A 13,049-nucleotide genomic window follows, 5' to 3' on the forward strand; every position below is an offset into this window, starting at 1 on the left:
CATCAGCCGGGACATCCCACGGGCCGCGGGGACGACCCCCCGGCGGCCCGGCTCCGGATGTCCCACGAACAGGGACGGGAGAGCACGCGTGACGCGCAGCGTGTACGTGACGGGGATCGAGCGAGGTGACGGCCGTCAGGTCGTGGAGCTGGGAGTCATGGAGCTCCTGACCCGCCAGGTGGACCGGGTGGGGGTCTTCCGTCCGCTGGTGCACGACGGCCCCGACCGTCTCTTCGACCTGCTGCGCGCCCGCTACCGGCTGTCGCAGGACCCGTCGGCGGTGTACGGGCTGGACTATCACGAGGCCGCCGCGATCCAGGCCGAGCAGGGCACCGACGAGCTGGTCTCGCGGCTGGTGGAGCGCTTCCACCGGGTGGCGCGGGAGTACGAGGTGGTGCTCGTGCTCGGCACGGACTTCGCGGACACCCAGCTCCCGGACGAGCTGTCGCTGAACGCCCGGCTCGCGAACGAGTTCGGCGCCTCGGTGATCCCCGTGGTGGGCGGCAAGGGCCAGACCGCCGAGTCCGTACGGGCCGAGGCGCGCAACGCCCACCGCGCCTACGAGGTGCTGGGCTGCGACATCCTGGCCATGGTCGTCAACCGGGTCGCCGCCGAGGACCGGGCCGCGATAGCCGAGCGGCTCACCGCCCAGCTCCCGGCCCCCTGCTACGTCGTGCCGGACGAGCCGGCGCTGGCCGCCCCCACCGTCGCGCAGATCACCCAGGCGCTGGGCGGCACGGTGCTGCTCGGGGACGACTCGGGGCTGGCCAGGAACGCGCTGGACTTCGTCTTCGGCGGCGCGATGCTGCCGAACTTCCTGAACGCGCTGACGCCCGGCTGCATGGTGGTCACCCCCGGCGACCGCGCCGATCTGGTGGTGGGCGCGCTGGCCGCGCACTCGGCCGGCACACCGCCGATCGCGGGCGTCCTGCTCACCCTGGACGAGCGGCCCGACGACTCCGTACTGACCCTGGCCGCCCGGCTGGCGCCCGGCACGCCGGTCGTCTCCGTACCGGGCAGATCCTTCCCCACCGCCACCGAACTCTTCGGCATGGAAGGGAAGTTGAACGCGGCCACGCCACGCAAGGCGGAGACCGCGCTCGGCCTCTTCGAGCGCCATGTGGACACCGCGGGGCTGCTGGCGCGGCTGTCGGTGGCGCGCAGCGGCCGGGTCACCCCGATGATGTTCGAGCACGAGCTGCTGGAGCAGGCCCGCGCCCACCGGCGCCGGGTGGTGCTGCCCGAGGGCACCGAGGAGCGCGTGCTGCGCGCCGCCGACGTGCTGCTGCGGCGTGACGTGTGCGATCTGACGCTGCTCGGCGATGTCGACGTCATCCGCAAGAAGGCCGCCGACCTCGGTATCGACCTGACCGCGACGCAGCTGATCGACCCGGCCGCCTCCGAGCTGCGCCAGGGCTTCGCCGAGAGCTACGCGAAGCTGCGGGCCCACAAGGGCGTGACGGTGGAGCTGGCGTACGACGTGGTGGCGGACCCGAACTACTTCGGCACGCTGATGGTGCGGGAGGGCCTGGCCGACGGCATGGTCTCCGGCTCGGTCCACTCGACGGCGGCGACGATCCGGCCGGCCTTCGAGATCATCAAGACCAAGCCCGACGCGTCGAGCGTCTCGTCGGTCTTCTTCATGTGCCTCGCCGAGAAGGTGCTCGTGTACGGGGACTGCGCGGTCAACCCGGACCCGAACGCGGAGCAGCTCGCCGACATCGCCGTGCAGTCCGCCGCCACCGCCGCCCGCTTCGGGGTCGAGCCGCGGATCGCGATGCTCTCGTACTCGACGGGCACCTCGGGCTCCGGCGCGGACGTCGACAAGGTGCGCGAGGCGACCGGGCTGGTGCGCGCGGCCCGGCCCGATCTGCGGATCGAGGGCCCGATCCAGTACGACGCGGCGGTCGAGCCGTCGGTCGCAGCGACCAAGCTCCCCGGCTCCGAGGTCGCGGGCCAGGCCACGGTGCTGATCTTCCCGGACCTGAACACCGGCAACAACACGTACAAGGCCGTGCAGCGGTCGGCGGGCGCCGTGGCCGTGGGCCCGGTGCTCCAGGGTCTGCGCAAGCCGGTCAACGACCTGTCGCGCGGGGCGCTGGTGCAGGACATCGTCAACACGGTCGCGATCACGGCGATCCAGGCGCAGCAGGACGAGACCGCGTGACGTCCGCGAAGACCCCAGCCACCTCCCCCATGACTTCCACCGCGACTTCCCCCGTCACTTCCACCGTGACGACGACAGAAAGCTCTCTCCCCGTGACTTCGCGTGCCACCCGTGTCCTCGTGCTCAACTCCGGTTCCTCGTCGCTGAAGTACCAGCTGCTGGACATGCGCGACAGCTCCCGGCTCGCGGTCGGGCTGGTGGAGCGGATCGGTGAGGAGACCTCCCGTCTGGTGCACACCCCGCGCCCCGGCGACGGCGAGGGTGCGGGCGAGGGCGAGGCTGCGGGCGAGGGCGGGAAGCGGGAGCGTACGGGCCCGATCGCCGACCACACGGCGGCGCTGGAGGCGGTCGCGGCGGAGCTGTCGCGCGACGGGCTCGGCCTCGACTCCCCCGAGCTGGCGGCGATCGGCCACCGGGTCGTCCACGGCGGGCTGAAGTTCACCGCGCCGACCGTCGTCGACGACGCCGTGCTCGCCGAGATCGAGCGGCTGGTGCCGGTGGCGCCGCTGCACAACCCGGCCAACCTCACCGGGATCCGTACCGCCCAGCGGCTGCGCCCCGACCTGCCGCAGGTCGCGGTCTTCGACACCGCGTTCCACACGACGATGCCGGAGCACGCCGCCCGGTACGCGATCGACGTGGCGACGGCCGACGCGCACCGCATCCGCCGCTACGGCTTCCACGGCACCTCGCACGCGTACGTCTCGCGGAAGACGGCCGAACTGCTCGGCAAGGACCCCTCCGAGGTGAACGTCATCGTGCTGCACCTGGGCAACGGCGCCTCGGCGTCGGCGGTCGCGGGCGGGCGCTGCGTGGACACGTCGATGGGGCTGACCCCGCTGGAGGGGCTGGTGATGGGGACGCGCTCGGGGGACATCGATCCGGCGGTCACCTTCCACCTCAAGCGGGTGGCCGGAATGTCCGTGGACGAGATCGATGAACTTCTGAACAAGAAGAGCGGTCTGGTCGGCCTCTGCGGGGACAACGACATGCGGGAGATCCGCCGCCGGGTGGACGAGGGGGACGAGCGGGCGCGGCTCGCCTTCGACGTCTACATCCACCGGCTGAAGAAGTACATCGGCGCGTACACGGCGGTACTCGGCCGGGTGGACGCGGTGGTCTTCACGGCGGGTGTCGGGGAAAACGCGGCGCCGGTACGGGAAGCTGCGATGGCGGGCCTGGAGAACCTGGGCCTGGCGGTGGACGCCGGGCTCAATGCCGTACGTTCCGACAAGCCGCGGGTCATCTCGCCGCGGGACGCGCGGGTGGCGGTGGCCGTTGTCCCGACCGACGAGGAGCTGGAAATCGCGCAGCAGACTTTCGCGCTGGTGGACGAAGGTCGAACGGCTATCGCCTGAGCGGACCCCCGCCCATTTGTACTTTCCACCAGACGGAATATTCCGCGACGAAACAAACCGATAGGATCCGCCTCATGCGCCGTTCCAAAATCGTCTGCACACTGGGCCCAGCCGTCGACTCGTACGAGCAGCTGAAGTCGCTCATCGAGGCCGGTATGAATGTGGCCCGCCTCAACATGAGCCACGGAAGCCACCCGGAGCACGAGGAGCGGTACCACCGCGTCCGCAAGGCGGCGGCCGACACCGGCCGCGCCGTGGGCGTGCTCGTGGACCTCCAGGGCCCCAAGATCCGCCTGGAGACCTTCGCCGAGGGCCCCGTCGAGCTGGTGCGCGGTGACGAGTTCACCATCACCACCGAGGACGTCGCCGGCGACAAGTCGATCTGCGGCACCACGTACAAGGGTCTGCCCGGCGATGTCTCCAAGGGCGACCAGATCCTGATCAACGACGGCAACGTCGAGCTGCGGGTCGTCTCGGTCGAGGGTCCGCGGGTCAAGTCCATCGTCATCGAGGGCGGTGTGATCTCCGACCACAAGGGCATCAACCTGCCCGGCGCGGCGGTCAACGTGCCCGCCCTGTCGGAGAAGGACATCGACGACCTGCGCTTCGGGCTGCGGATGGGCTGCGACATGGTCGCGCTCTCGTTCGTCCGTGACGCCACCGACGTGCTCGACGTCCACAAGATCATGGACGAGGAGGGCCGCCGGGTCCCCGTCATCGCCAAGGTCGAGAAGCCGCAGGCGGTGGCCAACATGGAGTCCGTCGTCGCGGCCTTCGACAGCGTCATGGTGGCCCGCGGCGACCTGGCCGTCGAGTATCCGCTCGAAAAGGTCCCGATGGTGCAGAAGCGGCTCATCGAGCTGTGCCGCCGCAACGCCAAGCCGGTGATCGTGGCGACCCAGATGATGGAGTCGATGATCACCAACTCCCGGCCGACCCGCGCCGAGGCGTCCGACGTCGCCAACGCCATCCTGGACGGCGCGGACGCGGTCATGCTCTCCGCGGAGTCCTCGGTCGGCGCGTACCCGATCGAGACCGTCAAGACGATGTCGAAGATCGTGGTCGCGGCGGAGGAGGAGCTGCTCTCCAAGGGCCTCCAGCCGCTGGTCCCCGGCAAGAAGCCCCGCACGCAGGGCGGTTCGGTCGCCCGCGCGGCCTGCGAGATCGCGGACTTCCTGGGCGGCAAGGCGCTGGTCGCCTTCACGCAGTCCGGCGACACGGCCCGCCGTCTCTCCCGCTACCGCACGGAGCAGCCGATCCTGGCCTTCACCACGGACGAGTCGACCCGCAACCAGCTCGCGCTGAGCTGGGGCGTGGAGTCCTTCATCGTGCGCTGGGTCAGCAGCACGGACGAGATGGTCGACCTGGTGGACGAGGAGCTGCTCAAGCTCCAGCGCTACAACGAGGGCGACGCCATGATCATCACCGCGGGCTCCCCTCCCGGCGTCCCGGGCACGACGAACATGGTCCGCGTGCACCACCTGGGCGGCACCGACAAGGCCTGACGCCTCACCCGACCCCGGCAGTTCACGGCCGGTGGCCCGCACCGACCTGATCGGTGCGGGCCACCGGCCTTTCCGCGGCTCCCGGCTCCCGGCCTCCCGGCCCGCGGCTCCCGGAGGTCGGTGGGCTCCGTCAGTCCGTGAGGTAGTTCTGCAGGCCGGGGATGGTGAGCGTGCCGCCGAACTGGCCCGCCTGGATGACGTGCGCGTCGGTGAAGAAGGCAAAGGGGACGTTCAGCGGGGGCGGGGTCCGGGGGCTGAAGGTGACCGGGATGAGGCCGAAGAGATTGCCCTTCAGCTCCTCCGTGTACATGGTCACCTCGCCGTCGCGGATCGTGGAGGTGGAACCGGCGCGGGCCTTGACGTGCGCCGTCCTGCCCGCGGGGTAGACCACGGTCTGGTGCAGGTCCTTGATGTCCAGCGAGGACGCGGTGAACTTGAGCGCCTTCTTGATCTTGCCGCTGCCGGTCTCGACCTCGACGATGCCTTTGTAGTCGAGGCCGGTCAGCGTCAGAAGCGAGCTGTTGAGCTGCCACGGGTCGTCGGGCACCAGCGGGATTCCCGGCTCGCGCTGCGCGGCGGCCAGCGCCTCCGGGTCGGCGGTCGGGCAGGGGAAGGGCTCCTTGCCGTCCGCGCCCGACGGGATGGCGTCGTCCGCGTGGGCGTCGAGGCCCTGGGCGGACTCGTCCAGCTCCTCGACCGAGGCGCCGGCCCGGTCAGCGGCGTCCTTGATCGCGTCCTTGGCGGCGTCGGTGGCGTCGTCGTCCTCGCCGGTCCTGCCGCTGTCGGCCTTGGCCCCGGTGTCCGCCGCGTCGTCGTCCTTGTCCGGCTTCGATGGCGTCGATCCGCCGGAAGGGGTGGTGGCTGACGGGCTGCTGGACGCTTCCGTGTCCGGCTTCCCGGTCGCCGTGGCCGAGGGGCTCGGCTCCGGCTCGTCCGTCGCGCCCTTGCCGCCGCCGAGGAGCCCGCCCAGTACGTCGCCCAGGCCCAGCGGGTCGAGGTCGATCAGACCGGCCGACTTCGACGGGGTCGGCGTGGGAGTGGGGGTGGCCGTCGGCTCCGGGGACGCGGCGGCCGCGGGCTCCTGGCCCTTCGCCGTCCGCTTGTCGGCCTCCGCGCTCGTACCCGTACCCGCGTCCGCACCGGTGTCCGTGTCCGAACTCCCGGACGGTTCGGACTCCTTGGAGTCCGGACTTGAGCCCGAGCCCGACGCCGAAGGGGACGGCGACCCGCTCGCGTTCGCGGATTCCGAGGACGACGGTGAGGGAGAGGCCGAGGCCGAGGGCGACTCCGACGCGTCCGGCTCGTCCGAGCGCGTCACGCACGGACCGGGCGCGAAGGGGATCTCCTTGTCGTCGGCCATCGCGAGCCTGGGCGTGAGCCCCATGCCCACGAAGACGGCCGTCGGCATGGCGGCCAGGGCCATCGCCTTGCCCGCCGGTATCTGAAGCTTCGTCAGAAGGGATTTCCTGGGGGCCGCGTGGCGCGGCCCTTTCCTCACTCTGTCCCCATCGCCTCCGGCCGCGATGCGCTGCGCGTCGTCACCCCGCACTGTTCCTCCCGCCGTTGGCTTGGGCAGTCGTATCCGTCACGTTGGAGCCCTCCCCATCGCGCGGACCGGGAAGGTAGGAGACACCGGTGCCGCCGGGGGCCGGTGTCGCGTGGGGGGTGTCGTACTCGGAGACCGGCTCGGCCGGGGTCCCGGGCGCCCAGGAGATCGAGAGCGCCCCTCCGAGCAGGGCGAGCAGGAAGCCCATCAGGAATCCGCCGATGTTGGAGACGGGGATCGATACGAGCGCCAGCAGAATCGCGGCGACTCCGGCGAACACCCGGACGATGCTCTGGAACCACATCGTCAGCCCCAGGGTCACCAGCAGTACGCCGATGATCAGCGAACCCGCCCCGGCCGTGGTGGACATGGCCACCGTGAGACCGCCGAAATGCAACTCGGCGTAGGGAAAGTAGGCGATCGGCAGTCCGCTGAGGAGAGTGAGCAGTCCGGCCCAGAATGGCCGGGTACCCCGCCAGGCACGGAACCTCAGCCGCCAGTAGGTGAATCCGCGGGAACCTGTGGACTCGGCGCTCATGGAAAACAGCTCCCTGGTACCGGTGTTGCGTGAGAGAGAGTTCGGATGGGGCGGACGGGCCCCTTGGCTGAGGAAACCCGCCCGCCCGGGCGGGTGCTTAGTAGCACTCCTTGACGCCCTTGTGCAGCTTCAGACTCAGATTGCTGAGCTTGAAGGTGCCGGCCGTGGTCGCCCAGGCCGTCTGCTCCACGTGGCTGAGCGTCGCCTTGTCGGCCCGCTGCGCGAAGCCGAACGGGTTGGCCTGGTCACCGGGGTTGATGCCGGTCTTGTTGGTCTTGTCACCGGCCGCCACACCGATGTCGATGTTCTCGAATTCGGCGTCGGCGTCCAACTGCGCGATATCGATGTAGATGTTGGTCGCCGTGACCGGCTTCTTCGCGTTCGTACCGGCCCTCAGCTCCAGGCTGACGCTGCCGAAGAGCGGCACGTCCGGAGTGACCACCGACTGGCACATGTTGGTGATCGTGGCCCGGCTGAATCCGGAGACGGCGACCGGATTCGCGGTCTTGTTCCCCTTGAGATCCGTTCCCGCGTCGATGCTGCCGTACTGAATGAAGTCGTAACCGACCAGCTGGTCCGCGCTCACCTTGAAACTCTGGCCGGACACACTGAACGACGCCGCCAGTGCCCCTTGTGCGAGAGCCACACCTATCGCCGCCGTCGCGGCCACACTTGGCACCATGACGACGGCGAACCGCTTCCATCTGGTCCCGCCACGAATCTGGGACTCCATGAATGTCCTCCTTCTCGGACGTACATCTCCGGATCGGGTGGAAGCCCGTCCTGGGATGGGAGAAGTGCTACGTCCTCGGGAAGGAGAGCGCCCGTTCCGGAGGCGCTAACCGCGTCCGAAGCACCGGCGATCACCCCCGAGCGACAACCACTGGCCACGCGTTCGCGCAACCTCTGGACAGGCCCTGCCTGTTGTGGCAGGAACCCCCCTGTCCGGACCGGCGGCAGTGCCACCGGACCGCCCGATGGGGACCCAGCTCCGACGGGCACGGCCGGCTGCCGTGCTGGTACGGAATTGGACCGAGCGTCGCCGATCGTCGTGCATTCACGCCCGTGGCACAAGGGGGTTCGTTACTGGCTAGTAACGACCCGATAACCGATAAACGACCCGGTGGTATCGAACGGCCACACAGGGTGCCGCGTATCGGTGCGACACAAGCGGTGATTGTTGCCCATAGCGGGACAGAGCGGGGGGGTTGATTTACTGCGAGTAACAGTGGCCGCTTTTATCAAGATTTGGTAAAGCGCGGCCACTGTTGTCGTTGAGTCGCCAAATCCGCAGTGGTGCCGCGGAGTCGGCCGCACCGGCACGGGGCCGGCACGTCAACAGATTAGAAGAGCACTCTGGCCAGAGCCGAACGGGCCCCCGTCACCCGGGGGTCGTCACCGCCGATGACCTCGAACAGCTCCAGCAGCCGCACCCGCGCCGCCTCCCGGTCGTCACCGAACGTACGGCGTACGACATCGACCAGCCGCCCGAAGGCGTCGTCCACATGGCCGCCGACCAGATCGAGGTCGGCGGCGGCGAACTGGGCCGCGAGATCGGCCGGCCGCTCCGCCGCTTCCTTCCGCACCGCCGTGGGGTCGAGTCCCTGCACCCGCGCGAGCAGTTCGGCCTGGGCGAGACCGAGCTTGGCCTCCGTGTTGCCCGGGTCGTCGGACAGGACGTTCCGGTACGCGGCGGAGGCGCCCGCGAAGTCGTTGGCGTCCAACGCCTCCACGGCCGCGGCCAGCAGGGCGTCGTACGGGCCCGCCGGTACGGGAGCCTCCTCGGCCTCGGCGTCCGCGTCCTCGTCGCCCTCCGCGTCGACCGCGATCCCGGTGAGTCCGAAGCGCTCCTCACCCACCTGGATCAGCTGGTCGAGGGTCTGCCGGATCTGGGTCTCGGGGGCCGCGCCCTGGAAGAGGGGCAGCGCCTGGCCGGCCACCACCGCGAAGACGGCGGGGATGCCCTGGATCCCGAACTGCTGCATCAGCATCTGATTGGCGTCGACATCGATCTTGGCGAGCACGAACCGGCCGCTGTACTCGCGCGCCAGCCGCTCCAGTACGGGGCTCAACTGCTTGCACGGCTCGCACCACTCGGCCCAGAAGTCGATGACGACCGGGACCTCGGTGGAACGCTGGAGGACTTCGCGCTCGAAGCCCGCCTCATCGACGTCGATCACCAGACGGGAAGGGGGTACGGCGCCGGCTCCGCCCTGACGGGCCGCCTCGGCCCTGGCCTGCTCCGCCTTCACCTTGGCTTCGCCGGCCGCCTTCACCGCGGCGAGGTCGACGACGCCGCTCATGGACATGTTCCTAGGCTGCATGAGTACATCCTCCCCCCTCCGCGGGCCCTGGAGAAAAGCGGTGGGCGCGCCTCCGGGCGCGCGGCGCTTTCGCTACGGGTCGTAGCGTAACTTTCCCGTCGGTCAGCTGTACAGACTTCCCCTCCTCCGGTGCGGGGGCCGAGCCACGTACCGGCCGGTATGGTCGCGGGCATGCGCAGCGACGGACGTTCCCGTGACGGCGGCTCACCGGCCCGTGACAGCCGCTCCGGGCCGCGCGGGGGCCGTCCCCGCAGCGCCGAGGCCGACACGGCGATCCTGGAGGCGACCCGGGCCGCACTGGGCGAGCTGGGCTGGTCCAGGCTGACGATGGGCGATGTGGCGGCGCGGGCGGGCGTCGCCAAGACCACGCTCTACCGGCGGTGGCCCGGCAAGAGCGAACTGGTGGTGGACGCGGTCGCGGTCCTCTTCGACGAGCTGGAACTGCCCGACAGCGGCAGCCTGTCCGCCGATGTGACGGGCGTGGTGCTCCAGTTCGGGGCGCTGCTGGACCGGCCGGAGACCAAGACGTCGCTGATGGCGGTCGTCGCGGAGTCCACCAGGGACCGCGCGCTGCGCCGCCGTATCCGCGACTCGATCGTGGCGCGGCAGAAGCGGCTGGTGCTGCTGGGCAGGGAGCGCGCGCAGGAGCGCGGTGAACTCCCCCGCGAGCGGGACGCGGCGAGCGCGGCCCGTACCGCGGATCTGGTCTTCGACGTGATCGCCGGGGCGGTGGTGCACCGTTCGCTGGTCAGCGCGGAGCCGGTGGACGAGGAGTGGGCCCGCACGCTGGCGGCCCTGCTGCTGGGCGGACTGGCCGCCGTGTCGGCCCCGCCCGGACGAGCGGCCGCCGGGGGCGCGGCGGCCGCCGCCGGCGACGTAGCGGCCGATGCCGTCATCTCGCCAGCCGTCCCAGCAGGGACGAGGCCGCCGCGATCCCCAGCAGCGCCGCCACCAGCAGCACACCGAAGTCCAGCAGCAGATGCGACGGGGTACCGAGCAGCAGCCCGCGCAACGCGTCGACCTGATAGCTCAGCGGGTTGATCTTGCTGATGACCTGGAGCCAGCCGGGCATGATCGCCACCGGATAGAGCGCGTTCGAGGCGAAGAACAGCGGCATGGTGATGGCCTGTCCGATGCCCATCAGCCGGTCGCGGGTGAGCACGATACCGGCGATCGTCATCGACAGGCAGGAGAAGAAGGCCGAGCCGAGGATCACCGCGACGGCCACGCCGAGCAGCCGCAGCGGATTCCAGGTCAGTCCCACCCCGAGGGCCGCGGCGATGACGATCACCACGACCGCCTGGATCAGCGCCTTCACCCCCGAGGCGAACGCCTTGCCGCTGATCAGAGCCGCCCTGGGGGTCGGGGTGACCAGCAGTTTGGTCAGAATCCCGGCGTCCCGCTCCCAAATGATCATGATGCCGTAGAAGATCGCGATGAACATCGCGGACTGGGCGATGATGCCGGGTGCGAGGAAGTCGATGTACGGGATGCCGCCGGTCGGGATGGCCTTGATCCTGGTGAAGGTCTCACCGAAGATCAGCAGCCACAGCGCGGGCTGGACGGCCCTCGTGTACAGCTCGGTCCGGTCGTGGCGCAGCTTCTGGAGCTCCACCACGCACATCGCCGCGACCCTGGCGGGCAGCACGCGCCAGCCGGTGCGGGCCTTCGGCGGTACGAGCAGCAGGTTCGGCCGGCCGCCGCCGGGTCCGGCGGCCCCGACTCCGGTGGCGCCGGATGCCTCAGCCGACGCGGTTCGCCGTCGTTCGGGTGCTCCTGACATCGCGGAAGTCGCCTCCTTCCTCGTCCAGTCCGCTGCCCGCCACATCCCGGAAGACGTCTTCCAGGGTCGGCAGCGGGTCCTTGTCCCCGGCGGCTCCGGCGGCCACCCTGCGCTTCCCCAGCTCGGCGCGCAGCTCGTCGGGGGTGCCGAGGGCGTGGACGCGGCCCCGGTGCATCAGGGCGACCCGGTCGCAGTACTGATCGGCCTCGTCCATGTAGTGCGTGGTGACCAGGACGGTCATGCCGGTGGCCTCCCGTACGGAGTTGATGTGCTCCCACACGCTCGTCCGGGCGATCGGGTCCAGGCCGATGGTCGGTTCGTCCAGCATCAGCAGCCGGGGCGCGCTGACGAGCGCCTGGGCGAGTTCGAGCCGGCGGATCATGCCGCCGGAGTACGTCTTGGCCATCCGGTCGGCGGCGCCGGTCAGATCGACGGCCTCCAGCGCCTGGGCGACGCGCTCGGCGCGCTCGCGGCGCGGGACGTCGAAGACGCGGGCGAACAGCGTGACGTTCTCGCGGCCGGTCAGCGCGGCGTCGGCGGACAGCTGCTGCGGTACGTAGCCGAGCAGGCGGCGGACCGCCATCTTCTCCTTGGCCGCGTCGTGCCCGAAGACCCGCACCATGCCGGCCGGGACGGGCAGCAGCGTGGTGATGCAGCGGATGGCGGTGGTCTTGCCCGCGCCGTTCGGGCCGAGCAGCCCGAAGACCTCGCCGGGGACGACCGAGAGGTCGAGGCCGTCGACCGCCTTGGTCTCTCCGAACGCGTACGTCAGTCCGCCGCACCTGACGGCGTCGGCGCCCCCGGCGCCGCCGGGGTCCGCGGCGCCCGCGGGATCTCCCGTGCCGGCCGATGTCCGGGTCATGGCCCCTCCACTTCCTCGCGCAGGTTCAGGGCGAGCCTGCGCAGCGCGGGCAGGGCCGCCGCGAGGGCCGCCCTGTCCTCCTCGGTCAGCCGCGCCACCTGCTCCCGTACGAGAGCGGAGCGGCGCGCCTCCCAGTCGCTCAGCCGGGAAGCGGCGGCCCGGGTCGGCAGGAGCAGGGCGGAGCGCCGGTCCTCCGGATCGGTCTCGCGGCGCAGATAGCCCGCCCGGCTGAGCTGATTGACCAGGGTGGAGACGGAGTTCCCGGCGAGATACAGCTCCTTGGCGGCGTCCGACACCCGTATTCCGGGGCGGGCGGCGACCAGTCGCAGCAGTTCGACCTGCGCGCCCCGCAGCGGCGGGGCGGTCAGGGTGTCGCGCAGCCGCCGCCGGATGGTGCGCTGGACGCCCGCCAGGGCGGCGGCGAGCGAGTCGGGGAACTCGTCCGTGGCCATACGCCCCATTTTAGCTCTGTTTGAGAGGTATCAGCGAGGGGAGGTGAACTTCTCGACGGCGGCCGGGGTGACGGGGGTGAAGAAGTTGACGAGGTTGCCGTCGGGGTCGCGGAACAGGAGCGAGCGGTTGCCCCAGGGCATGGTGGTGGGCTCGTTGACGAAGTCCGCCACGACGCCGGTCAGGTTCCGGTGGACGCTGTCCACGTCCTCGACCAGGAATTCGAGGATGACGCTCCGGTTGTCGCCCGGACGGGCGGCTCCGGGAGCGAACAGCGGGACGGTACGGGTCCGGGCGATGGCGAGGGTGGCCGAGGCGGTCCTCAGCTCGGCGAAGTCCTCGGTGACACGGTCCGCCCGCACTCCGGTGGCGCGCTCGTAGAAGTCGACGAGGCGGTCGACATCGTCGGTGATGACGCGGATCGAGACGAAGTCCATGGGGTTCTCTCCAGTCGGTCGGTACTGCTGATCGCACCGGTCGGTGCTTCTGATCGCACGCTACGACCGATACCGGACA

At 70.5% G+C, this 13,049-nt stretch carries 11 protein-coding genes and 1 pseudogene; 4 read left to right on the forward strand and 8 right to left on the reverse strand.

Features of this window, described 5'->3' with window-relative positions; all coding sequences use genetic code 11:
- The first annotated feature begins 88 nt into the window (after nucleotides 1-88).
- From pta to pyk, 3 genes are all read left to right on the forward strand, one after another.
- Entirely contained in the window at nucleotides 89-2,167 is a 2,079-nt protein-coding gene (pta, locus tag OG627_RS09245) for a phosphate acetyltransferase (protein WP_329063265.1), read from the forward strand.
- A gap of 92 nt (nucleotides 2,168-2,259) precedes the next feature.
- Nucleotides 2,260-3,525 carry an acetate kinase gene (locus OG627_RS09250; RefSeq protein ID WP_329063267.1) on the forward strand — a complete coding sequence of 422 codons (1,266 nt, stop codon included), beginning with the start codon at nucleotides 2,260-2,262 and terminating at the stop codon, nucleotides 3,523-3,525.
- Nucleotides 3,526-3,599: 74 nt separating this feature from the next.
- A complete protein-coding gene (gene pyk / locus OG627_RS09255) occupies nucleotides 3,600-5,030 on the forward strand; it encodes a pyruvate kinase (RefSeq protein ID WP_329063269.1) in 1,431 nt (476 codons plus the stop codon).
- Between the two features lie 130 nt (nucleotides 5,031-5,160).
- Here pyk and OG627_RS09260 read toward each other — a convergent pair whose 3' ends face one another.
- From OG627_RS09260 to OG627_RS09275, 4 genes are all read right to left on the reverse strand, one after another.
- Nucleotides 5,161-6,579 carry a hypothetical protein gene (locus OG627_RS09260; RefSeq protein ID WP_329063271.1) on the reverse strand — a complete coding sequence of 473 codons (1,419 nt, stop codon included), beginning with the start codon at nucleotides 6,577-6,579 and terminating at the stop codon, nucleotides 5,161-5,163.
- The gene (locus OG627_RS09265; protein WP_329063273.1) at nucleotides 6,569-7,114 is read right to left on the reverse strand and encodes a DUF6114 domain-containing protein; all 546 of its coding nucleotides are present in this window, start codon (nucleotides 7,112-7,114) and stop codon (nucleotides 6,569-6,571) included. Before OG627_RS09265 ends, OG627_RS09260 begins: the two co-directional genes overlap by 11 nt.
- 97 nt (nucleotides 7,115-7,211) lie before the next feature.
- A complete protein-coding gene (locus OG627_RS09270) occupies nucleotides 7,212-7,847 on the reverse strand; it encodes a DUF6230 family protein (RefSeq protein WP_329063275.1) in 636 nt (211 codons plus the stop codon).
- 610 nt (nucleotides 7,848-8,457) lie between these two features.
- Nucleotides 8,458-9,438 carry a tetratricopeptide repeat protein gene (locus tag OG627_RS09275; protein WP_329063277.1) on the reverse strand — a complete coding sequence of 327 codons (981 nt, stop codon included), beginning with the start codon at nucleotides 9,436-9,438 and terminating at the stop codon, nucleotides 8,458-8,460.
- 159 nt (nucleotides 9,439-9,597) lie between these two features.
- Here OG627_RS09275 and OG627_RS09280 point away from each other — a divergent pair.
- Nucleotides 9,598-10,266: pseudogene (locus OG627_RS09280) on the forward strand (TetR/AcrR family transcriptional regulator); the annotation flags it as partial.
- A gap of 64 nt (nucleotides 10,267-10,330) precedes the next feature.
- Here OG627_RS09280 and OG627_RS09285 read toward each other — a convergent pair.
- The 4 genes from OG627_RS09285 to OG627_RS09300 are packed head-to-tail and all read right to left on the reverse strand — an operon-like array spanning nucleotide 10,331 to nucleotide 12,970.
- Nucleotides 10,331-11,221 (reverse strand): ABC transporter permease, encoded by an 891-nt coding sequence (locus OG627_RS09285; RefSeq protein WP_329063279.1) that lies wholly within the window; start codon nucleotides 11,219-11,221, stop codon nucleotides 10,331-10,333.
- Nucleotides 11,181-12,083: an ABC transporter ATP-binding protein gene (locus OG627_RS09290; RefSeq protein WP_329063280.1), complete on the reverse strand. Its 903-nt coding sequence runs from the start codon at nucleotides 12,081-12,083 to the stop codon at nucleotides 11,181-11,183. Before OG627_RS09290 ends, OG627_RS09285 begins: the two co-directional genes overlap by 41 nt.
- Nucleotides 12,080-12,535: a MarR family winged helix-turn-helix transcriptional regulator gene (locus tag OG627_RS09295; protein WP_329063281.1), complete on the reverse strand. Its 456-nt coding sequence runs from the start codon at nucleotides 12,533-12,535 to the stop codon at nucleotides 12,080-12,082. Before OG627_RS09295 ends, OG627_RS09290 begins: the two co-directional genes overlap by 4 nt.
- A 30-nt stretch (nucleotides 12,536-12,565) precedes the next feature.
- Nucleotides 12,566-12,970, reverse strand: coding sequence for a VOC family protein (locus tag OG627_RS09300; RefSeq protein WP_329063283.1), 405 nt, complete (start codon nucleotides 12,968-12,970; stop codon nucleotides 12,566-12,568).
- Between the last annotated feature and the right edge of the window lie 79 nt (nucleotides 12,971-13,049).

It is taken from the genome of Streptomyces sp. NBC_01429, assembly GCF_036231945.1.
In the GTDB taxonomy this organism is placed as follows: Bacteria; Actinomycetota; Actinomycetes; order Streptomycetales; family Streptomycetaceae; genus Streptomyces.